Genomic DNA, 22486 nt, shown 5'->3' with positions numbered 1-22486 from the left:
CCTATTGAATTATTTTATTAACATCTAAGTTTTCTTAATAAAGAATCCAATTCAGATAATGAAGGTTTTCTTACTTTTAATTGACCTCCAACATCTCCTTCAAATTGAACCAAAATTTCTGAACCTGGATTGGAAAAACCTTTGAATAATTTTATTTCATTGGATTGACATGTTTGAATGTCCAAATAAGCTTTTTTATTTAAATCTATATCAACGATCAGGTTTTGATGGTCTAACTTTGAAGTTCTTGCTAATAGAAAATCACCTTCATTAATTTCCGAATACTCAGAATATATATCATTCTGAAATATATTAAACTCTTTCCTTTTTACAATTCTGAATCCTCTAAATAAACTGGGAATATTTCCGTGTCTTCTTGAACATCTAGCTAAATCTAATCCATGTTCACACGTCCCACCTCTCAAAATATGGTAATTTAATAATTTAGAATATTTTAAGGGCGAACCTAAATAAGGTCGATTGTAACTTCTAGTCCACTCTTCTATATTTCCAGAAAGATCATAAACCCCATAGGGAGATCTATTTTCCATTATGTTCTTTACTGGGATAGGCAAAGAATTGTATTGACCTTTTATATTTACATTCTCAATTATCTCATCGCCCCATGGAAATTCTCTATCATCCCAACTTCCTCTAGCGACTTTTTCCCACTCTGGTTCAGTTGGAAGATCTATACACTCTCCCATGGTTTCTGAAGCCCAGTAACAAAACATCAACGCATCTTCAAAATTAATGTGATATGCTGGGAAATCTAATTCGTTATTATTTATATGTTTTTTTATGACTAAGGGCATTTGCACATGTGGATTATTTTGATAAAATTCTTTCATCATTCCAATCGTAACTGGAGTTTCAGAAATCCAATAATCATTTAAATAAACTTTTTTCTGAGGAACTTCTTTTAATAACCATTCAAGCGGAACATTATAATTATTTACCATGTTTATAAACTTTTCTTTGTTCCACTCTGTTCCAAAATGAAATTCGCCTGCTTCTATATACTTGAATTTTAAGTTTTTGATCATACCAAAATTCCTCACCTCTCTATACTTAATAAAATGAATCACACAAATTATTTTTTCTAAATAGGGATTGTTTTCAAGAAAAAAGTCATTGATTGAGAGATATCAATAATGAATTAGAGAAATAAATGTGATATAAATTGTAAAAATAAGAAGATAAAATGTTGTGTTACTCTTTGAGGAAAGTAATGTGCTACCTTTTTATGGGTAGATTATGAAGAATATCCATATATTACTCTACCATATCGTTAATTTTTAGTAAATAAAGATATGATATTTTGCATTTTTTATACAATTTCTTTCTTTTGAAAATTAACTTAGTATAATCTTCCTTCATCTTTATATAGGAATTACTTCCAAATGACAGGAATCGATTCAAGCAACCCTTCTGTGTAAGGATGAAGCGGCTGATCAAATAACTCTTCGACGGTCCCATTTTCAACAACCTGTCCGCAGTACATGACAATCACTCGATCTGCTACTTCAGATACGACACCTAAATCGTGTGTTATGAGGAGAATGGATGTACCAAATGTAGAACATAAATCTTTCATCAAGGTAAGCACCTGCGCTTGAATGGTCACATCTAGTGCCGTTGTCGGTTCATCTGCAATGAGAAGCTTTGGATCGCAGCTTAGCGCAATGGCAATTATAACTCGTTGACGCATGCCGCCGGATAAACGGTGCGGATAATTTTTGATGATTTGTTCTGGGCGAGAAAAACCAACAAGCTTCAGCAGGTCAATCGCTTTTCTGGTGGCTTCTTTTTTTGAAAGTTTTTTGTGATAGATGAGGATTTCAGTTATTTGTTCCCCGATGGTTAAAACGGGATTAAGTGAGGCATGGGTTCCTGAAAGATCATGGATACGTCATTACCGCGAATACTGCATAATTCCTTTTCACCATATGTAACAAGGTCTTTTCCATCAAGCTTAATGGAGCCGTCCATAATTTTTCCACCAGTCCCATTAATCAGACCCATAATGGATAAGGACGTAATGCTTTTGCCAGATCAAGACTCACCGACTAATGCGACAGTTTCTCCTCTGTTGATGCTAAAATCAACACCATCAACAGCGCGTATCGGTTGCTTTTTCCGAAAAAAATAAGTTTTTAAGTTTTGCACTTCATGTAGTGTGCTCATTCATTCGTTCCTTTCTCCATAGATCAATAGAAACAAAATCAAAATATTCTGTGTTTTTAGAATAAAAAATAATTATCTGAATTTATAATTATTTTTTATTACATCAGCATGACGAAATCAAGAAGTATTTAATGAATTTTCAATATGTCTCCTTTTATGTTAATTATAAACTTTTAGATTCTATCATTTTTAAAAAGGTTTCGGCTGGCTCTGCAATCATAGACTCCTCGCTGATTCTGTGCTCATCGAAATACTTTTTCACGATATGAAACCCAGTGGCGTAACCAAGCATTTTGGGGTAGTTCCCTTTTCCATAAAGGAGGTTCTGTATCAGTCTTTCGTCGTCCTGGACTTTCTTATGAAGGTGACTGGATACCCATTTCTTGTACATGCGTTCTAGCTGCGATTCGTCATATAATTTAGCCCATTTTGCTATATAGCTTTCTCCAAATCTATGATACACAGCATATTCAGCCAATCCTTCCATCATGATTGTATCAAGGAATGTAAAATCATTTTCTTCTTTCGTGAGAAAATGCAACCTGCATACATGATGATATTCATGTGTCATTAATGTACCAATACGCTCTTTCGGAGTATGCGGCGATATGAAGAGAAAGATCTTGTCGTCAAATGCCACGCCGGATTGATAATAAAAGTCCTCTCTGATCTCTTTACTGCTCTCATTGACAGGCAAAATAAACACAGGGACGTCTGGGCCACCCCACTGTTTTTGCAGCGTTTGGTATTCTTTCATGACGAGCTGAAAGTACCCTTTATCTTTGAGCTTGTCGATCATTTCCTGACACGCATTCCAAGATCTCACCATCCCATGATTCTGTAAATGGGAGAGAATAGAGGACCATTCTTTTTCCGTTGCTCCTTTAAAATAAGGAACAAATCGTACCGCAAGTTTCTGAAATGATGCAGATTGATGGATGAGATATTGTGTATTGACCAGACCCATTCTGTTTAACACCTCCATTTTTATCCTATGCAAAAAGGCGGCGATCTGATTATCGATCGCCGCCTTTTCAGGAAATGTTACGCTTCGTATTTTTTGAAGATAATTGTCGCATTGTGCCCGCCAAAACCAAGTGAGTTACTCAAAGCAACCTGTACTTCTTTTGAACGTGCTTCGTTTGCTACATAATCAAGATCACATTCCTCATCGGGTGTTTCAAGATTAATCGTTGGCGGAATGACACTGTCTTTAATCGCCAAAACAGAGAAAATCGCTTCTACTCCACCTGCTGCACCAAGTAAGTGACCTGTCATTGATTTTGTTGAACTGATTGCAAGCTGATTCGCATGCTCTCCGAACACTTCTTTCATCGCCATTGTTTCAAATTTATCATTATAAGGCGTGCTTGTTCCGTGGGCATTGATATAATCAATTTCTTCCACAGTCAAACCTGCATCTCGAATCGCTTCTTTCATCGCACGAACACCGCCTTCTCCGTTTGGAGCTGGAGCTGTAATATGGTATGCATCTCCAGTTGAACCGTATCCAACGATTTCTGCATAAATCGTCGCACCGCGCTTTAATGCATGCTCTAATTCTTCAAGAACAATAATCCCTGCTCCCTCACCCATCACAAACCCGTCACGGTTTTTATCAAATGGACGGCTTGCTGTGTCTGGATCAGGATTTGTCGAAAGGGCTTTGTTCGCACAGAAACCTGCAAACGACATTTTAGTTAATGGCGCTTCTGTTCCACCTGTGATCATTGCATCAGCATCTCCGCGCTGAATGACTTTAAATGCATCACCGATTGAGTTTGTACCTGTTGCACATGCTGTGACTGTACAAGAGTTGACACCTTTTGCGCCAAGGGCAATCGAGATTTGTCCTGTCGCCATATCTGGAATCATCATTGGGACAAAAAATGGGCTTACGCGTCTTGCCCCTTTATTTGAATACACTTCAAACTGCTCTTCAAATGTTTCAAGTCCGCCAATACCAGATCCAACCCATACACCAACACGCGGTGCAATTTCATCTGTAATTTCCAGGCGTGAATCTTCTAAAGCCTGTTGAGCAGCTACGACTGCATATTGAGTGAAGCGTGCCATTTTTCTCGCTTCTTTTTTTTCCATGTAATCTTCTATGTTAAAATCTTTTAGTTCTGCAGCTACTTTTGCGGTATACTCACTTGAATCGACACGTGTGATAGGTCCAACACCTGATACACCTGCTACAGCATTTTTCCATGTTGTCTCTACATTGTTGCCAAGAGGTGTCAAAGCACCTAATCCTGTAACAACTACTCGTTTTTTATCCATTAATTTGTGCACCTCACTCTTTTATCGGCCCCATCGCATAACGATTGCGCCCCACGTTAATCCGCCACCAAAACCAACCATTACTATCACATCGCCGTCATGAATCTTTCCGGCTTCGATTTCTTCACATAGTGAAATTGGAATGGATGCTGCTGATGTGTTTCCATATTTATGGACAGTCTTCGACATTTTTTCGACGGGCAGCTCTAAGCGTTCGCGTGCTGCTTCCATAATACGAATATTTGCTTGATGCGGGATCAAGAAATCAACGTCTTCTTTAGATAGTCCAGCTTTTTCGATGACGTTTACACTTGACTCGCCCATCTGTCTCACAGCAAATTTAAATACTTCTCGTCCATTCATGATTGTATGATCTTTTTCATCTAAGTACAAGTGCTTCCCGCCGCTTCCATCTGCTCCAAGCTCAAATGATAGAATTCCTTTCCCTTCGCTGACTGGTCCTAACACAGCGGCACCTGCTCCATCTCCGAACAAAACAGCTGTATTGCGATCATCCCAATCGGTAATGCGAGAAAGCTTTTCAACGCCAACGATGAGCACGTGCTTGTAAGTTCCTGATTCGATAAATTGTTTTCCAGTAACAAGCCCATACATAAAGCCAGCACAAGCAGCGCTAATATCCATTGCACATGCTTTATGTGCACCGAGCTGTTCTTGAATCATACAAGCGACTGTCGGAAATGCTTGATCTGGCGTAACGGTCGCCACAAGAATCATATCAAGATCTTCTGCAGCAACATCGGCGTCCGCTAATGCTTTTTTTGCAGCAGCAAAAGCCATATGAGATGTATTGACATCATCAGATGCAATTCTTCTTTCTTCTATACCTGTCCTAGTACGAATCCACTCGTCAGAAGTTTCAACCATTTTTTCTAAATCAAGATTTGTTAATACTTTTTCAGGTATATAGCGGCCAAGGCCAATAATTCCAGCATTCATTGAATAAGACTCCTTTTACTCATACGAGCATGTGATATTGTGATCTTATATTAGTATCTGGTACTAATTTTACCTTATTTTTTTCTCCTTGGCAATACAAACGTCTAACCTTTCTTCTCACTTTTTTCATAGATTAATGATATACCAATAGTAGAAAGGAAAATGCGATATGGCTCAAAAGGATATTTTCTCGGCGATGATGTTTGGCCAGCCACTAGAAAAGGAAAAGGAAAAAAACAAATCAGAAACAAAGGAGGAACGTGAAGATACATCTTCAAGTGATGACTCAATCGACTATATGCATGTCATGAATCAGATTGGGAACATTATGAACTCGATTGACGAGCTGAAGCCTGTATTTAAAGATGTCGGCCCTATGATTAGTGCCTTCAAGAAAAAATTATCATAAAAAAAAGCCACTACTCTGTGGCTTTTTCTGATTCTGCATCTGCTTTTCCAAGCTCATATGCCTCTTGCATGACAGATGTAAACAATGATAGAAGCGGCTGAAGCGCTTCTGGATCAAGCTCAATCCCTGCTTTATCTAACTCTTCTTTTGCTTGCGGGAAATACTTCATAGCAATTTGTAAAAACTCCATCGATTTTTCGTGCTGCATGTTCAATATCCTCACTTTTCATTTGGCAGTTTGCCTGTTTTTTTATAATACGAAATATCAGTTTCAATGTCTTTCACAAAAGCCCGATCAACGGTTGAGCTAAATTTCCCCATCTCGATCACTCCTTCTTTAAAGTCAAAGGAGTACTCACCTTGTTTGTTTAGCTTTCCTTCATTAAACTTCTTTGCAATGATACTGTACGCTTTATCTACATGCTGGACTGTGCTGGTTAAGACGGTATGGCTGCCGAGGTTGGATTGATCGGTGACATACCCGATAGCTGATAAATGATCGGCTTTGATTTGTTCAATCACAGGGATATTATAACCATCGCCTGCTGGATAAACAACATCTACGCCCTGTTTTTTCAATTTTTGATAGAGATCAACGGCTTTGTCAACATCATCCCAGTTTTCGACAAATTCCGCTAGCACTTGCACATGTTCGTCTTGATATTTTGCACCTTTGATAAAGCCGTTTACTTCGCCTTGCCAATTATATGTAGCAAGAATACCAATCTTTTTTGTTTTTGACATATGTGCTGCTGTCATGCCTCCGAAAAAGCCCATTGCTTCTCCTTTAAACGTCACATTTGTGACATTGTCAGCCTGGGGCTTGCCTCCATTGATCGTAATAAATTGTGTTTTTGGATAATCTTCACTGATCAAGTTAAAAATTTCGCTGTATTTATTGCCATGGCCGATAATCAAATTGACTCGTTTTTTATGGAATTCTTCAATGGCATCAACGATTTTCTCCTTGTCGACCATTCCTTCCTTATAATAAACATCTACACCAAATGTTGATTGGATATTCAATAAGCCTTTATAACCTTTCGTTCCCCAAACTTGATCATTAATCGTATCGGGGACGAGTAAACCCACCTTCTCAATATGTCCTTTTAAAGGCGCCTGTGAGCAGGCGGATAATAGAAGAAGGAACGAAAAGATCATGACAAGCCGTCGGTACCTCATGCCATGTTCAACTCCCTTTGCAACATCCAAGCATGAACCTGTATGTTAAATATAAGTTTATTTTATACTGAAAAAAGATAAGATGGAAGATCATTCTTCCTTTTTGTCGAAAAATGTTGAGTTTTGTCTTTTCCAATCTACGATCATTTTTTCTGCTTGTTTATCATCTGTTTGTCTTTCTACCTTTAATTGATGCCGCATATCCTGCCTTTGATTGGAACACGAGACCCACTTCAAGAGATCCTTTGCGGCATCTTCTACAAAAAAGGAGTGATCATTCCTTGTTCTTCTTCCATGATCAAGTGTCCATGGTCCGAACATGCGAGGAAGGATTATTGCTGGTACGTTCTGTTTGAACGGCTCTTTTTCTAGTTCTTCAAAAAGTAATCGGTACATTCCATGTTTCGCTTTAAGGTCTGTCTGCCTTTTATTTGCTTCCTCTGATTGAATAAAAATTAAGTCATACGTCTCTTTACTGTCCTCAAGGTCAATGAAACGAACGAGATCATTTCTGCCGAGCCACATCATCCGCTCTTCTAATAGCATCTTTTGCTCTTCTGCCTGATCGTGAGGACACGTAATGTCCACTTGAATGCCCTCTTTCATCATATGTTCACAAAGTGTCAGGCCAAAAAATTCATCTGCACCTATGATAAGTCCTGTTTCCATGTTCATGTCCCCTTTTTCAGCATATCGAATAAAAAGAAGAGCCCTTTCCATGAAGGGCTGTTATCATTCTATTCATTACAATTCTCTTTCATGCGATTTATGAAACTTGTGAATGGACTGAAAGATTCTTCGTGGGTGATCAAACATATGCAAGGTGAGATCTATCTGACAATGTTCCGGATTCATCATATGTTGATCGATAAAAGGCTTTGCGTGAAGTTCATATGCGTATGGCGCTCCGTTTAGTCTTTGCCATATATGAATCGGTACATGAGTTAAATGAACGGGACAAGAAGGGAATGGATACGTTTCCGCTTCCTGTTCAGAGCATCTATAGCTCTGTGCTAACTCTTTGATCAGTTGTTTGTAGAAGAATTTGTGTTCTTTTTCTCTTTCTCTTTGTGCATAAAGGTTCAAACATGGATTCAGCATCGCAATGGACCTTAATACTTCTGGCATCTCTTCGGCCAGGCTCATGGCCACAAGTGCTCCCATCCCCTCTGCTAGCACATGAATTTCTCGGTTTAATATTTCTTGTTTTAATGTGTGATGAACGAGCTGCTTTGCACTAAAAACAGCATCTTCGCATCCCCAGTGATTCCCATGAAGATGACTATTAAACAATGTATATCCTTCATCCTTTAAGGCAGTTAAAAGCTGGTTTCTTCCATAATGCTGAAGCCAGAATGATGTATTTTCCTGCACAAAATGATTTCGGTCACCGAGGATCAGAATGCCAAAGCCATTTGGTTTTTGAGGAAGGTGAATGACGCTCCACTGGGAACCAAGCTGGATAAAACGTTTGCTAACACCCATATGGCCAGCCTCCTTTCAGTGCTTCTGCTTTCTATGATATGAACAATCACTCTCGTAGGAATAAGGAAATCCCCTAAAGACAGAAGAATTCTTTTTATTTTTATAGCAGAAGGTCTCAAAATGGTCACATAAAGGCAGAAAACAGTCTTTTCCCTTGACTCGCATATATGGTATGATAGTCAATAGATTGTTACATTAAGGACGGTGGGATTATGCGTTATTTTATCACCCTCATTTGGACTTTTCTGCTGACACATATGGCAGGTTACATCGTTGCATCTATGAATGGAGCTGTTTATGATTTTACGTTGACTTCCATTCTTGCAGTTGTGTTTACGGTTATTTTATTCATCTTTGCTGAAGTAAGTCCAATGAAAGAAACAGAAAGTTCAACTAAACGCTCTTAATACGTAAGAAACGCTTGCTGACAAAGAGTTAATTTGATCTGTATGGTCAAGGAGCGGAGCGAATTTAACCCTTTGTGAGTACATGCACACAAGACTGCAGGCGAATGTGAAGGTTTGTCTTCACGCTAAACCCCCCTGTTATTTTAGACAGGGGGGTTTTTTTATTGGTTTACGCCTCAACCGTTTCAGACTTCTGTTTTTCAGCCGTCAAATGGCTTTTCGCCAGCCCTGTAAATAGGAAGATCGCGATGCCCGATAAAATTTCAAGCACCCCTCCACCAGCAATGACAGGTCCAGCTCCAAATTTTTCTGCTAGGACACCCGATACGACAGCCGCAAGCGGAAGAAAGACATTGGATGACGCATTGATCACGGCATATACTTGGGGCTGATCCTCTTGGTCAACAGACGTTTGAATAATGACCATTTCCGGTACATTAATGGCACTGACGGCGGCGCCGAACATAAAGGAAGCAAGAAGAACTATGGGCAGCCATGTGCTCATTCCTGTGATAAAGAACGCTCCCCCTTCAATCATTCCAGCGACTATAAAGAACAAACCAAATCTTTTAATTTTTACCTTGGCAAGAGCAAAACCCATCATAAAGGCTCCGACGGCGGCAACACCTCTTAAAATGGAGTAAACCATTGAATCACTTAGCAGCGCTTCTGCTACGTATACAGCGGATAGGGCCTGCCATGGGGCTGCTGCGACATTCATCAGAACACAATAAAGCGTCAGCGCAAATAAAATGTGATGATTTCTGACAACAAGAAAGCCTCTTTTTAAGTTATACAGATATGTATTCTTTACTTGTTTAATCCCCGCTGCTTTCTCTTCTTCTGTCTTCTTTAGTTTAACGCCTATTATAAACAGGCCAGATATGATAAATAAGGCTGTTGTAATCAGCAGAGTATCCGCAGGTCCAATTAATTTGACCAAAAGGCCAGCCACCATCACTGCGGCAAGTGCGACAATTTCAAAAGAAGATTGCAGGATTGCATTTGCTTTTTGAATGAGATGCTTCGGAACAATCTGTGGTAAAATCGCCACAGAAGCTGGGTTATACGCTGCACCTGTTGCCGATTGAATAACCATTAATGAGATCAATAACCAAAGGGGCAATAAATTTGAAAAGTGCAATAGCGGAATAATGAGTACAATTGTTGCTCGAACGACGTCTGAAGCGAACATCCATTTAGACAAATGGTGCTTTTTCATAAGAGGTCCTAGTATTGGGGCTAACAATGATGAAGGAAGAACTGTAACTGCTAGAAGAAGTCCTGTACCGAGCGCACCATCCCCTCTTAAAATTAATAGCCAAAGAACGGATGTAAAGGCAAAGCTTTCTCCTGTATTTTTAATGAGTCTTGATATGAATAATGAGGTGAAGCGTTTATTCCAAACACTTTCACTGAGATTCGTCTTTTCCATACACAAATCCTTTCAACTGTTCTACAATTACATATTTCACCTTAAGTTTTCTTGTTTTCATACTATTTGTTTGAAAATTTGAACTTATTGTTTTTTATTATAAAGAAAAAAGAGGCATGACACATGCCTCTAAAGACTTATTCATACCGACTCTTAGTCAATTGCTTATGGCTTTCTTTGGTAGGTCCAAACGCGGTTATGGTTCGAGTTATCCGGAAAGACGTCGCCTGCTTTGAGCTTAATCTTTAAAGGATCTTTCACCATACTTCCAGTTTCGCCGATCTCGACATAGACACCGTTATTTGGTGCTTTATTCCCTGATTTAAACTGATTCCTCTGACCCATTTCCATCCTCCTTTCTTGATTGATACTATTATGTCCCGTCACTTGCTTCTCCAATCCTTTATGCAAAAAATCCCTACTCATACGAGTTGGGGACAAATATGGCTTATTTCATTTGATACATGAGCTCTTTAATTAACGCTTTTTGCACATGCAGACGATTTTCTGCCTGCTGAAATACTTTTGAATGTGGTCCGTCAATAATGTCAGTTGTCACTTCTTCTCCGCGGTGTGCAGGCAGACAATGAAGAAAGATATAATCCTTTGATGCATAACGCATAAGATCATCATTGACTTGATATTCTTTAAATTCAGCCAGACGTTTCTCGGTTTCAGCTTCCTGCCCCATGCTTGTAAATACATCTGAATAAATGACATCAGCCTGTTGAACAGCGGCTACAGGATCTGTGGTGACGATCACTTCTGCGCCTGATTGTTTTGCAAACTCACGTGCTGTGTCGGTGACTTCTTGAAGTGGTTCATAGCCTTTTGGTGATGCGACAGCAATATCACAGCCTAGCTGCGAACAGCCGACCATTAGGGAGTGAGCCACGTTATTTCCATCACCGATATACGCCACTTTGACTCCTTTTAATATCCCTTTTGCTTCTTTAATGGTCAATAAATCAGCAAGTGCCTGACATGGGTGTGAGTAATCAGTCAATCCGTTGATAACAGGAATGGACGCATATTTTGCAAGTTCCTCTACCTTCTCATGTTCAAAGGTCCGAATCATAATGCCATCTACGTAACCAGACAATACCTGCGCTGTATCACTAATGGCTTCTCCTCTGCCAATTTGCAAATCGGTTGAGCTGAGGAAGAGCGCATGTCCCCCTAGCTGCGTCATTCCCGCTTCAAACGACACACGGGTTCTAGTTGAAGATTTTTCAAAGATCATCGCTAACGTTTTCCCTTTGAATAAATCTTGATATGGCTTCTGTTTCATTTCTTCCGCTTTTTCAATTAAGCAAGCAATGTCATTGATAGAGAAATCTTTTAACGATAAAAAGTCTTTTCCATATAATGAAAGTTTCACGTCAACTTGACTCATGCCGTCACTCCCTTTTTATATAATTCATGAAGAGATACTGGTGACACATCTCCATCTTTCCCTTGAATGCTTGAGCTGTTTCATATTCGGTTAGTACTTGAACACCTTGTGTGAGGGCTTTTACACTGCTCTTTTGCCTCTTTATCATCCCCTAAATGAATGTGAAGGGATTTGAGGAAGGTTCAGTTCATCAAAAAGCTGATAGAATAAATCACGATCTTCTAAAGCATCTAGTGTGTCAAAGGACGTCGGCTTTTTCTAAACCTTCTGCAGCGTTGATCGCTGTTTGATCGCTTCTACAACGTTTAAAATATGCTCTATTATAATTGGCTCAAAATATAAGCGATCGACAATCTCATAGTCAGTACTTACTGTTTCTGGATTGTTGTTCATCATGATTGTTTCAAATCCATGCTTCTGCAGGGTGAGAACCCCATGAACCGCACTATAATCAAACTCGACCCCTTGCCCAATTCGCGAACCGGACCATATCCAATGATCAATGCACGCTGCTTTGTTTTCTGTTGATGCTCTCTATTACTTTTCCAAAATACGGGGAATAGAAGTAATTCGTTTTCGCATCGAATTCCGCAGCACATGTATCGACTATTTAAAATGAAGCGGCAAAGTCATATGCTTGAACACATGTAAGAAAAATAGATCATTTTTCGTCATTTGATGAATCGTTCAACCGTTTCTTGTCTGAAAAGAAGCCATGACAGCGAAAAAACGACGATCGTCTAGTGTTTTGATTAATTCAACCAATTGTTCAGTCGATTGTTCTTTCAGTTCTGGAAAAAATTTAAATAACCTTTCATGCTTGTGTGTCACCCCAAATTGAATAATTAATTATATAAATGCGTTTTTATGCGTTCTGGTGTAAAAAAATTACACCGTCACCTTTTCATTTGCTAAAACTTGAATAATCGCTTTTATCGCTTGATCCAACTCTGCTTTCTTCACATTTAGAGGAGGTAATAATCGAATAACATTTGGACCAGCTGGAAGTACGAGCAAACCTTGCTCTCTAAGAGCTGTGATGTAATCACCGACTGGCTGATGACACTCGATCCCTGCCATTAATCCTTTTCCTCGTACTTCTTTTACGCTGTTCAACTGTTTGACATCTTGCAGTTTTGTTAAAAGGTAAGCACCCTTTTCTTTGACTGCTGAAAGAAAGTCTTCTTTGAATATTACATCAAGAGTTGCGTTCACAGCTGACATGGCGAGCATATTTCCACCAAATGTTGTTCCGTGTGAACCTGGTGAGAATGCGTCTCCTAAAACTTTTTTTCCTATAACCGCACCGACTGGGAAGCCATTTCCTAGTCCTTTTGCTGCTGAGATAATATCAGGATCAAGTCCCGCTTGCTCGTATGCAAATGCTGTGCCTGTGCGTCCAATGCCCGTTTGGATTTCATCTACGATGAGAAGTGCTTGATGCTTTTCACAAAACGCTTGAACTGCTTTTAGAAATTCTGTTGTAGCTGGATTCACTCCCCCCTCACCTTGTACAACTTCCAGCATGACTGCGGCAACATCCTCGACTTCACACGCTGATATGGCTTCAGGGTCATTAAACGGTACATAATGAAAGCCTTTTAGCATCGGTCCAAAACCGGTTTTGATTTTATCTTGACCTGTGGCAGCCATACCAGCATACGTACGCCCATGGAAAGAGTGCAAAAATGTCAGAATATTTGTTTTCCCTGTGGCTTTACGCGCTAATTTTATGGCACCTTCATTTGCCTCAGCCCCGCTATTGCAGAAAAATACGAGATCCCCTGAACTGTTTGCTGCCAGCTTTTCCGCTGCTTTTTCTTGAAGTCCATTTTCAAATAGGTTCGATACATGCCAGACTTGATCAAGCTGTTCCTTGATGGCTTGATTCACCTTTGAATGATTGTGACCTAAATTTGTGACCGCAATGCCTTGAATAAAGTCTAAATACTTTTTCCCATTTGTATCGACTGCCCAAGAACCTGCTGCCTCTTTAATTTCAACATTCCACCGGCCATATGTTTGAAAGAGATGACTCATAGGACCGCCTCCTTTTGTTTCACAATTCGTGTTCCTTTAAAGGTTTCCCCTGTCAATATACTGCCTTTTCCATTTACGATCATGACTTCATCCACATCTCCTGATAAAGCACTTAAAGCTGATTGTACTTTTGGAATCATTCCCCCGGAAATAATTCCTTCATCAATGAGTGCTAAAGCTTCTTGTTCTATGACGACGTCTAGCAGCTTACCATTTTTTAATATGCCTTCAACATCTGTGACAAACATAAGCTTATCGGCTTTCATGGCTCCTGCGACAGCTGATGCTACTAAATCGGCATTCACATTTAAGGTTTGGCACTCTTCCGTCATAGATAGCGGTGCAATGACCGGAATGAATTGTTTATCCATTAATGCTTCTGCCATCTCAGGATTGACTTCTTTGATTTCACCAACATACCCGTACACGTCTTGATTGAGAAAATCGGCTACAAGCATCTGTCCATCTTTTCCAGATACGCCGACAGACGAAATGTCATGCTTTGCTAACTCTGAAACGAAGTATTTATTGATCGTTCCCGAGAGGACCATTTCGGCTACCTCTAACACAGGCTTCGTTGTTTTACGCTGTCCATCAACAAATTCCGTTTTCACTTCTAATTTTTGCAGCATGTTGGTGATTTCAGGACCTCCTCCATGTACGATCGCTAGTTTAAATCCAGCAGCTTGAAGTGAGCAGACATTTTCATAAAAGGTTTCTGAAAGCTCTCGAATGACACTACCTCCACACTTGAACACGATCGTTTTATCCATGACTCTCCCCTTCATTATGTGCGATAGCTCGCATTAATTTTCACGTAATCATAGGTAAGGTCACAGCCCCATGCTGCCGCTTCACCTTCCCCTTCATTCATTTGAATCAAAATCGTGATTTCATCCTGCTCTAGATACACTTTTGCTTCCTCTTCTGAGAAAGGCTGCGGTTCATTCTGTTTAAACAGACATTGTCCGCCTAAATAGACTTCAACCTCTTCGGGTGAAACGGAAGCTGCGCTATGACCGATCGCTCCGATGATCCGGCCCCAGTTTGCGTCTGTTCCATATACGGCTGTTTTCACAAGACTTGAACCAACGATTTTTTTCGCAATGATGCCTGCTTCTAAGTTATTTTTAGCGCCAACGACTTTTGCTTCGATTAATTTGGTTGCCCCTTCTCCATCTCTTGCAATCTCTTTCGCTAAATCCTCACAAGCTAGTTTTAAGCCTTCTTTAAACAATGGCCATTCTGGATGCTCTTCATTCAGCACATCATTTTTTGCCATTCCATTTGCCATCACAAGTACCATATCATTTGTCGATGTTTCTCCATCGACAGTAATTTGATTAAAGGTCACGTCTGTAATGTCACGAAGCGCATTTTGTAAGGCTTCCTGTTCGACATTTGCATCTGTTGTGAGAAAGCCAAGCATGGTAGCCATGTTCGGATGAATCATGCCAGAGCCTTTCGCTGCGCCAGAAATCAGGATGTTTTGGCCGTCTATCGTAAGGGTGTATGTTGTATTTTTAATGACCGTATCAGTCGTTAAAATCGCCTCTTCAAAATGGCCCTTTTCTGCTTTTGCTTCTTTCAGCTGAGTGATGCCTTTTTTGATTTTATCCATATCCAGACATTCTCCGATGACACCAGTAGAAGAAACAGCAATGTAATCAGGCGCTATCCCTAACATGTCTGCACAGGCTGCCTGCATCTCGTATGCATCCTTCAATCCCTGCTCACCGGTACATGCATTGGCGATAGCACTATTGACAATCACACCTTTTAATTGCCCTATCTTCTTCAAGCTTTTTTGTGTAACTTGTAGAGGCGCAGCTTGAAAGTGACTTTGTGTGTATACAGCTGCACTCGCTGCTGGTACTTCACTAACGATCAAGCCCAGGTCTTTTTTAGAATAGCGTAATCCAATGTGAATCCCCTTTGCTTCAAAGCCTTTTGGTGATGATACGTCCCCGTCTATTTTGATAATGCTTTTTTCATTTAATTCGATCATGTTTGTTGTCTCCCCTGTTCTTATGGATAAAGAGGTGTCATTGTGAGACCCGCCTCTTCATGTAAGCCTTTGATGATGTTGAAGTTTTGAACCGCTTGGCCGGCCGCGCCTTTCATTAGATTGTCTATGACGGACACGATGGTCAATCTACCTGTTCGCTCATCTAAATGAAAGCCAATGTCACAGAAGTTACTGCCATATACTTCTTTTGTTTGTGGATACACTCCATGATCTCTGACTCTTACAAAATAGGAATCTTCATAAAAGCCGTTCATACGCTTCATCAATTCTTCTTTTGTGACATCTGATTTCAATTGTGTATACATCGTCGCCATAATTCCTCTTGTCATCGGGACAAGATGCGTTGAAAATGTGATGTTCGCCGTTTGCGGATTCCATTCTCTTAATACTTGTTCTATTTCAGGTGTATGCTGATGTTCATTCACCTTATATATTTTAAAGTTGTCGTTTAGTTCTGAAAAATGCGTTCCAAGTGAAGCAGAACGTCCGGCACCGGACACCCCTGTTTTCGCATCGATGATGATCATGGATTCATCGACTAGATTTTGTTTTATTAGCGGTGCTAAGCCAAGAAGAACTGCAGTAGGAAAGCAGCCTGGGTTTGCAATGACTTCCGCCTGCTCAATTGTTTCCCGATTCAATTCAGATAAACCGTACACAGCTTGTTGAATGGATGCTTCATCTGCTGCCCTTCGTTTATACCAAGCTTCGTACGTTGCTCCATCTTGAATACGCAAGTCACCTGATAAATCAATGATCGGCACCCCTTGATTCATGAGCTTTGGCGTGAGTTCACTTGATACGCCTGCTGGTGTCGCTAAAAACACAGCATCTGTTTCTGGCACGATGGCAGCCGGATCAATCGCTTTTAATGTTTGATCTTCAATGTTTGTCAGATGCGGATAAGATTGAATGTATGATTGCCCAGCACCACTTGATGAATACAATATACATTCCTCCACATGTGGATGGTGTCTTAAGATACGAATTAATTCCACACCACCGTAACCTGTAGCACCTATAATACCTATTTTCAACGTGAATACACCTTCTTGATCTTTGTGAAATTATTTAACATTATAACATGTATAAAAATTAATTCAATTGTATATTTAATATTTGTTTTTGTTTTTTTTCATCAAAAAATCCTCATATCTTTGTGAGACATGAGGATTTATCTTTCGTTTTTGATATTGATGTCCATGAGCTCACTGCATAAATATAATAAGGAGCTTGCATAAAAAATGAAATGAACGGTAAACAATCAACATCCATTCCGCCAAGCATAATGGCGATGAATGAATAAAGTACTGTCCAAAAATGGTAGTGTCCGACTTCTTTCATTCTTTTCTTCTCAGTTGTCAGTTCGGTGACGAGCAGTTTCTCCCCGTGCTTTTGAAACCACCAAGTGAAAGCTAATCATATATACACTTGCTCTACTTCTGTTATATGTGGAAAAAGTAACAGAAGAAAAGCCATTCCAAACGAAAGAATCATTAAAAAGAGACGCCTGTCGGTTTTTCAGGGAGTTTCCCTAATCATAAATGAATCAACGCACCACTTAAACCAAACAGACCGTGGCAAGACCAAACTGTGAATAACTTGATCCAACAAAAGAATCTTCCCATTTTCTTTTCATTATAGATACTCCGTTCTATAAAAATTACATCTATTATTTCAAGCCATTCTTTTCCCTTACCTTAATTTTCCACAAAAAAAACCTGGTACGAGTCAAACTCATATCAGGCGTTCTTCATATCAGGTTATTGAATTCCAAGAGCGATTTTTGCGTATCTTGACATTTTGTCACGTGTCCAAGGCGGATTCCATACGATGTGAACTTCTGTTTCTTTCACATCAGGCAGGTCACTTAATGCTTTTTTGACTTCATCTACGATAATTGGTGCAAGAGGACATCCCATTGATGTTAAGGTCATCGTGATATCTGCTTTTCCATTCTCATCTAAATTGACATCATAGACAAGTCCAAGGTTGACGATGTCAACATTTAACTCAGGATCAATCACCTGTTCTAGGGCGCCTAAAATATTTTCTTTCATTGCTTCATCCATGATATCCACTCCTTTTTCCACTAGTATAACGTACTTTCTCTTTTGGCTAAATATTTGTGCTTTTCAGATGTGTGTCAAACCAGTCAATTGTTTCAAACATCGCTTGTCTGGTGACCTTATGGCCTGCTTGTTCATCTATGATAAAACGAATCAGGTGCGGGTCTTGCTCATATTGGGTTGCCGCTAACTCGTCATATAGTGCTTTTGCGTGGCGATAAGGGACAACAGGATCGTTTTCCGCATGCCAGAATAAAAGTGGTCTTTTGTTTAATCGATCCGTTTGCAGCGTTAAATCATAAGGACGAAGGGCGTTTAATTGCTGATGCACCTTTTCGTCCGTGATGTCTTTCATCAGACCTTTATGACGCATGTCCATAATTTGCGCCTTAAAAAAAGTGGTATATTTCGGACTGCCCATCAGGCTGACAGCCGCCTTGATCCAATCATGCTTAGCAAGTGCGCCAAAGGTGGTGATGCCTCCCATGGATGTACCAGCAACGCCTATTAGGTCCGCTTCAATCAAATTTTTTTCTTGAAAACGGGTTTTGAGTATGTCGATTTCACGAATTTCATTCAGGACAATTTCCCAAAATTTCGATGCCAATTCCTCTAAGCTAAGATTTTCTGATCTTACACCATGATAAGCACAGTCTGGCAAAATGACTCTCATACCTTTTTCCGCCAAATGAAAGGCGAAGTGTAAGTTGTGCTCGCGTGCACTTGTAAACCCATGAATAAAAAATACAAGTGGCAGCAGTTTGTCTTTATTTTCAGCTTTTACGATATGTAAAAATGGAATATCGTGTTCAATTTGCTCATCAATGCTGATCACAGCCTATGAATCCTCCTTATCATTCCCGTCTTTGTTTATTTTAACATGTAGACAATGAAGATGTGATAAAGATACACTATAGATAGAGGCGCCGCACTAATGGCCTCCTATCACTTACAGATCAAAGGAGATTTTATGGAGACTAAACCTTATTTAATCGCACTTGACCTGGATGGCACGTTATTAAAAGATGATAAAACCATTTCTGCGCATACACTTGACGTCATTCAAAAAGTGAAAGACAGCGGGCATCATGTATGTATATCAACAGGCCGACCATTTCGTTCCAGCTCTCCTTATTATCAACAATTACAACTTGATTCACCGATTGTGAACTTTAACGGAGCGTTTGTCCATCATCCTCTTGATGAAAAATGGGGTAGATTTCACACATCACTTAATCTTCAAGTCGTCAAACAGCTTGTGGATATTAGTGAAGAGTATAAAGTTCACAATGTGTTAGCTGAAGTGTTAGATGATTTGTATTTCCATTATCATGATGAAAAGCTCATTGATATATTTAATATGAATGCAAACAAAGTAACCGTTGGAGACCTTAGGGACAATCTTGGAGAGAATGTGACGAGTGTCTTAATTCATGCAAAAGAAGAAGATGTCGGAGCCATTCGGAGCTATTTAACAGATGTTCATGCAGAGGTAATTGATCACAGACGATGGGCTGCTCCGTGGCACGTGATCGAAATCATTAAAACAGGCATGAACAAAGCCGTCGGACTGCAAAAAATCAGTGATTATTATGGCGTTCCGCAAGAACGGATTGTGGCATTTGGAGATGAAGACAATGATTTAGAAATGCTTGAATTTGCTGGATGCGGCGTTGCGATGGGAAACGGGATTGATGCAGTAAAACGTGTCTCAAATGAAATCACAGATACGAATGAACATGATGGAATTGCAAAATTCCTAACGAATTACTTCTCGCTTTAATTTTTCCATTCATACATAGCCGAAGGAAGCGGGCATACTACCGTTAGACAGGTTGACCTGTCAGCTTGTGTAAAGGGGCGGATTCCGAATGGGTAAAAGAAGCAAATCGAAACGCTTTATACAACAAGGTAAAGATTCAGTCAGTCTACATGACTCGCGTTTTCCTTATCGTTCTACACTTGAAGAAGTTGCAGACAGACGAGATATGAAGACTGATGCTTCTGGAGGTTCATTGTGAGAAACGAACTTTTTGACCAAGCCAAATCATTTACTGAAGAAGCCCTTACTTCTTCATTTTCATCTGGGTTAGAGCGTCAACAGGCTGTAAAGCGAGCAAAAAATGCCGTATCATCTGCATTTGCCAACTCGACAGATGCAGAAAGAAACCAGTTGCATACCTTCCAAGACCTGCTTGATGATCTTTAACGTAAAAAAGCTGTCCTCTATCTGGTCAAGGACAGCTTTTTTATTCTCATCAAGCAACACGGTTATTTTACTTGGAACGTTGTCTTTTCTGTGATTTGCTTCAGCCCTTCTGCTTTTCCTTTAAACGTTACATCCACTTCATACATTCCAGGCTTCACACCGTTTGACCAAGTATCTTGAAAATCATACGTTTCATCTCTCTTAAGCACAAAAGATTGGATGGCCTGTGTGAACATACGATCTTTCGAGTAACGATATTGTTCATTCCCGTTTTCGTCATACACACTTAGCTCGAATATCTGGCTTGTGTTAAATGTAAATTCAATATCTCGATCTAATTCATTTTTCAGTGACATGTTAAATTGAACCGAAGAACCTTTTTGGACGGGGTCTACTGTGAGTACAACTGTTTTTTCTCCCATTTGACCGGATACCTCCTTGTCTGGTTCGTTCTTTTTTTGTTGTCCCCAAGCTGCTAAAGCAAATAGAACGAAAAGAAGCACAAAACCTTTTTTCATCTTATAACCACCTTTTAATCTCGTCTGAAAAATCCAAGAATATTGGTTGTTTGAACAATATTTGTAAAGGCCTTTGGATCAACTTCCTTTATAATTTGTTCAAGTTCATACAGCTCATACCTCGTAATGACAATCACCATCATTTCTTTTTGCTCGTTGGTAAATGCGCCTTTGGCAGGTACTGTCGTAATGCCTCTTACCATTTTTCCATAAATAGCTTCTTTGATCTCATCAGCTTTCTTTGTCACAATCATCGCCGTCAGCTTCTCATGTCTTGTATGGATGGCATCAATGACCCTTGTGGTCACATATAATGTGACAAGCGTATATAATGCTTTCTCCCAACCTTGTAATAATCCTGCTGTAAAAATGATAATTCCGTTTAAAATAAAGAAATATGTCCCTACTGGCTTATCCTTCCATTTTGCTAAGATCATTGCAAGGATGTCGAGGCCGCCTGTTGATGCTCCGTATTTCAGCGTCATCCCAATACCAAGTGCAGAAATGACACCGCCAAACACAGCATTTAACAAAATATCCTCAGAAACGCTCGTCTCTGGTAAAATACCGAGGAAAATGGTTGTCAGTGCAACACTGATAATGCTATACAAAGTGAAGGAGCGGCCAACTTTCTTCCAGCCTAAAATCCCAACTGGAATATTTAATATAAATAATAGGATCCCTGTTGATAAATAAAATGGCGCATATTGATCAATGAAACTGGATAACAGCTGGGCGATCCCTGTAAAACCGCTCGCATAAACGTCAGCTGGGATTAAGAATAAATTCAGTCCAATCGCATTAAGTAATGCACCAATGACGACGACAATGAGTTTTTTTGCTTCTCCAATAAACATATTGTCATTCCTCCACTTACCATTCTCTCAATGGTTTTCCCTAAAATTTAGAATTTGAACACGAAAAGATGATTTCTATGATATAGTTAGTCTAAAAAAGATGTTAATATGGCTAATTTCTTTTAGAAAGAAGGGATTTTGATGACTGTTCATATCATAGCAGACAGTGCTGCTGATCTGCCTCTTTCTTATTATGATGAACATAACATGACACTCATTCCGCTGCGTGTGCTACTTGGCGAGCAGGAATTTGAGGATTTGATCACCATTGAACCTAAACAAGTATTTGATGCGATGAGACAAGGCGCAAGTCCAAAAACGTCACAGGCTTCACCAAACCGGATCAAGGAAGCCTTTGTTTCTGTCGCACAAACCCATACATCTGCCATTTATGTCGCCTTTTCATCAGAGCTTTCAGGTACATACCAAACAGCTGTGATGATGGCAAACGAAGTGAAGGAAGAATACCCAGATTTCGATCTGCGAATCATTGATTCTAAATGTGCTTCACTTGGCTACGGACTTGCTGTCAAACATGCTCAATCACTTGCCATTGACGGTACAATACAAGAAATTGAAACGTCTGTAAAGCATTTTTGTGAATCTTTACAACATATTTTTACTGTAGACGATTTATCGTATTTAGCAAGAGGCGGAAGAATCAGTAAAGCGTCCGCATTTGTTGGTGGTCTATTAAGCATTAAACCCATTTTACATGTAGAGGATGGAAAACTGATTCCGCTTGAAAAAATTCGTGGACGTAAAAAACTGCTAAGACGCATTATCGAGCTGATGAAAGAGCGCGGAACGGACTGGTCAAACCAAACAGTTGGCATTAGCCATGGTGATGATCCTGCACTTGCGGAAGAAATGAAACAATTAATTGAAACAGAATTTCATCCAAATGAAATAGATATTCATATCATCGGTGCAGCTGTTGGGTCCCATTCAGGCCCTGGAACGCTTGCGATCTTTTTTACAGGCAAACAATAAAAAACACCCTTCCCCAACATCACG

The 22486-nt window shown here is 39.7% G+C and carries 25 protein-coding genes and 3 pseudogenes; 6 read left to right on the top strand and 22 right to left on the bottom strand.

What is annotated here, in order from left to right:
- Positions 1 to 17: 17 nt before the first annotated feature.
- The 5 genes and pseudogenes from LC033_RS07220 to LC033_RS07200 form a co-directional block, all read right to left on the bottom strand.
- Positions 18 to 1046, bottom strand: coding sequence for a formylglycine-generating enzyme family protein (locus LC033_RS07220; protein ID WP_226567600.1), 1029 nt, complete (start codon positions 1044 to 1046; stop codon positions 18 to 20).
- A gap of 356 nt (positions 1047 to 1402) precedes the next feature.
- A pseudogene (locus tag LC033_RS07215) lies at positions 1403 to 2187 on the bottom strand (ABC transporter ATP-binding protein); the annotation flags it as partial.
- 163 nt (positions 2188 to 2350) lie between these two features.
- On the bottom strand, positions 2351 to 3154 hold the full coding sequence (locus LC033_RS07210; protein ID WP_226567598.1) for a DUF2268 domain-containing putative Zn-dependent protease: 804 nt from the start codon (positions 3152 to 3154) through the stop codon (positions 2351 to 2353).
- A gap of 77 nt (positions 3155 to 3231) precedes the next feature.
- A complete protein-coding gene (gene fabF, locus LC033_RS07205; RefSeq protein ID WP_226567597.1) occupies positions 3232 to 4473 on the bottom strand; it encodes a beta-ketoacyl-ACP synthase II in 1242 nt (413 codons plus the stop codon).
- A gap of 21 nt (positions 4474 to 4494) precedes the next feature.
- Positions 4495 to 5433: a beta-ketoacyl-ACP synthase III gene (locus LC033_RS07200; RefSeq protein ID WP_226567596.1), complete on the bottom strand. Its 939-nt coding sequence runs from the start codon at positions 5431 to 5433 to the stop codon at positions 4495 to 4497.
- Positions 5434 to 5602: 169 nt separating this feature from the next.
- On the opposite strand from LC033_RS07200, the gene LC033_RS07195 reads away from it, so the two are divergent.
- The gene (locus tag LC033_RS07195; protein ID WP_226567594.1) at positions 5603 to 5842 is read left to right on the top strand and encodes a hypothetical protein; all 240 of its coding nucleotides are present in this window, start codon (positions 5603 to 5605) and stop codon (positions 5840 to 5842) included.
- A 10-nt stretch (positions 5843 to 5852) separates the two neighbouring features.
- Here the strand turns inward: LC033_RS07195 and LC033_RS07190 are convergent, their stop codons facing one another.
- The 4 genes from LC033_RS07190 to LC033_RS07175 all read right to left on the bottom strand — a co-directional run bounded on the left by LC033_RS07190 (position 5853) and on the right by LC033_RS07175 (position 8509).
- Entirely contained in the window at positions 5853 to 6050 is a 198-nt protein-coding gene (locus LC033_RS07190; protein WP_226567592.1) for a ComZ family protein, read from the bottom strand.
- An 11-nt stretch (positions 6051 to 6061) separates the two neighbouring features.
- Complete coding sequence (locus LC033_RS07185) at positions 6062 to 7024, bottom strand: BMP family ABC transporter substrate-binding protein (RefSeq protein WP_226567591.1); 963 nt, start codon at positions 7022 to 7024, stop codon at positions 6062 to 6064.
- A gap of 90 nt (positions 7025 to 7114) precedes the next feature.
- Positions 7115 to 7693 (bottom strand): nad binding enzyme, encoded by a 579-nt coding sequence (locus LC033_RS07180; RefSeq protein ID WP_226567590.1) that lies wholly within the window; start codon positions 7691 to 7693, stop codon positions 7115 to 7117.
- 75 nt (positions 7694 to 7768) lie between these two features.
- Positions 7769 to 8509, bottom strand: coding sequence for a hypothetical protein (locus tag LC033_RS07175; RefSeq protein ID WP_226567589.1), 741 nt, complete (start codon positions 8507 to 8509; stop codon positions 7769 to 7771).
- 212 nt (positions 8510 to 8721) lie between these two features.
- Here LC033_RS07175 and LC033_RS07170 point away from each other — a divergent pair, with 212 nt between their 5' ends.
- Positions 8722 to 8916 carry a YjzD family protein gene (locus LC033_RS07170; protein WP_226567588.1) on the top strand — a complete coding sequence of 65 codons (195 nt, stop codon included), beginning with the start codon at positions 8722 to 8724 and terminating at the stop codon, positions 8914 to 8916.
- A 169-nt stretch (positions 8917 to 9085) separates the two neighbouring features.
- Here LC033_RS07170 and LC033_RS07165 read toward each other — a convergent pair whose 3' ends face one another.
- From LC033_RS07165 to LC033_RS07120, 11 genes and pseudogenes are all read right to left on the bottom strand, one after another.
- Positions 9086 to 10351: an MFS transporter gene (locus LC033_RS07165; protein WP_226567586.1), complete on the bottom strand. Its 1266-nt coding sequence runs from the start codon at positions 10349 to 10351 to the stop codon at positions 9086 to 9088.
- 165 nt (positions 10352 to 10516) lie between these two features.
- Positions 10517 to 10696, bottom strand: coding sequence for a YjzC family protein (locus tag LC033_RS07160; RefSeq protein ID WP_226567584.1), 180 nt, complete (start codon positions 10694 to 10696; stop codon positions 10517 to 10519).
- A gap of 103 nt (positions 10697 to 10799) precedes the next feature.
- Positions 10800 to 11747 carry an ornithine carbamoyltransferase gene (argF, locus tag LC033_RS07155; RefSeq protein WP_226567583.1) on the bottom strand — a complete coding sequence of 316 codons (948 nt, stop codon included), beginning with the start codon at positions 11745 to 11747 and terminating at the stop codon, positions 10800 to 10802.
- Positions 11748 to 11924: 177 nt separating this feature from the next.
- A pseudogene (locus LC033_RS07150) lies at positions 11925 to 12542 on the bottom strand (carbamoyl phosphate synthase preATP-grasp domain-containing protein); the annotation flags it as partial.
- Between the two features lie 93 nt (positions 12543 to 12635).
- Positions 12636 to 13787, bottom strand: a complete 1152-nt coding sequence (argD, locus tag LC033_RS07145) for an acetylornithine transaminase (RefSeq protein WP_226567582.1) — start codon at positions 13785 to 13787, stop codon at positions 12636 to 12638.
- Entirely contained in the window at positions 13784 to 14560 is a 777-nt protein-coding gene (gene argB / locus LC033_RS07140; RefSeq protein WP_226567581.1) for an acetylglutamate kinase, read from the bottom strand. The genes argD and argB overlap by 4 nt, the downstream gene beginning before the upstream one ends.
- Before the next feature lie 14 nt (positions 14561 to 14574).
- A complete protein-coding gene (gene argJ, locus LC033_RS07135; RefSeq protein WP_226567580.1) occupies positions 14575 to 15795 on the bottom strand; it encodes a bifunctional ornithine acetyltransferase/N-acetylglutamate synthase in 1221 nt (406 codons plus the stop codon).
- Between the two features lie 20 nt (positions 15796 to 15815).
- Positions 15816 to 16853 (bottom strand): N-acetyl-gamma-glutamyl-phosphate reductase, encoded by a 1038-nt coding sequence (gene argC / locus LC033_RS07130; RefSeq protein ID WP_226567578.1) that lies wholly within the window; start codon positions 16851 to 16853, stop codon positions 15816 to 15818.
- 137 nt (positions 16854 to 16990) lie between these two features.
- Positions 16991 to 17455: pseudogene (locus LC033_RS17020) on the bottom strand (MFS transporter).
- A gap of 124 nt (positions 17456 to 17579) precedes the next feature.
- The gene (locus tag LC033_RS07125; RefSeq protein WP_226567576.1) at positions 17580 to 17888 is read right to left on the bottom strand and encodes a metal-sulfur cluster assembly factor; all 309 of its coding nucleotides are present in this window, start codon (positions 17886 to 17888) and stop codon (positions 17580 to 17582) included.
- A gap of 46 nt (positions 17889 to 17934) precedes the next feature.
- Positions 17935 to 18720: a prolyl oligopeptidase family serine peptidase gene (locus LC033_RS07120; RefSeq protein WP_226567575.1), complete on the bottom strand. Its 786-nt coding sequence runs from the start codon at positions 18718 to 18720 to the stop codon at positions 17935 to 17937.
- A 135-nt stretch (positions 18721 to 18855) separates the two neighbouring features.
- Between LC033_RS07120 and LC033_RS07115 the strand changes: the two genes are divergently transcribed.
- From LC033_RS07115 to LC033_RS07105, 3 genes are all read left to right on the top strand, one after another.
- A complete protein-coding gene (locus LC033_RS07115; protein ID WP_226567573.1) occupies positions 18856 to 19668 on the top strand; it encodes a Cof-type HAD-IIB family hydrolase in 813 nt (270 codons plus the stop codon).
- A gap of 88 nt (positions 19669 to 19756) precedes the next feature.
- Positions 19757 to 19906, top strand: a complete 150-nt coding sequence (locus LC033_RS07110) for a competence protein (protein WP_226567572.1) — start codon at positions 19757 to 19759, stop codon at positions 19904 to 19906.
- Positions 19903 to 20094 carry a DUF3813 domain-containing protein gene (locus LC033_RS07105; RefSeq protein ID WP_024425070.1) on the top strand — a complete coding sequence of 64 codons (192 nt, stop codon included), beginning with the start codon at positions 19903 to 19905 and terminating at the stop codon, positions 20092 to 20094. The genes LC033_RS07110 and LC033_RS07105 overlap by 4 nt, the downstream gene beginning before the upstream one ends.
- A 62-nt stretch (positions 20095 to 20156) precedes the next feature.
- Here the strand turns inward: LC033_RS07105 and LC033_RS07100 are convergent, their stop codons facing one another.
- Both LC033_RS07100 and LC033_RS07095 read right to left on the bottom strand, forming a co-directional pair.
- Positions 20157 to 20612: a BsuPI-related putative proteinase inhibitor gene (locus tag LC033_RS07100; protein WP_281430317.1), complete on the bottom strand. Its 456-nt coding sequence runs from the start codon at positions 20610 to 20612 to the stop codon at positions 20157 to 20159.
- A gap of 14 nt (positions 20613 to 20626) precedes the next feature.
- Positions 20627 to 21469, bottom strand: coding sequence for a YitT family protein (locus tag LC033_RS07095; RefSeq protein WP_226567571.1), 843 nt, complete (start codon positions 21467 to 21469; stop codon positions 20627 to 20629).
- A gap of 141 nt (positions 21470 to 21610) precedes the next feature.
- Between LC033_RS07095 and LC033_RS07090 the strand changes: the two genes are divergently transcribed.
- Positions 21611 to 22462, top strand: coding sequence for a DegV family protein (locus tag LC033_RS07090; RefSeq protein WP_226567569.1), 852 nt, complete (start codon positions 21611 to 21613; stop codon positions 22460 to 22462).
- The last annotated feature ends 24 nt before the right edge of the window (positions 22463 to 22486 follow it).

It is taken from the genome of Bacillus stratosphericus (assembly GCF_020524495.1).
GTDB classification, from domain to species: domain Bacteria; phylum Bacillota; class Bacilli; order Bacillales; family Bacillaceae; genus Bacillus; species Bacillus stratosphericus_B.
The sequence above is the reverse complement of the archived record's forward strand: the minus strand, read 5'-3'. Positions and strand labels throughout refer to the sequence as shown.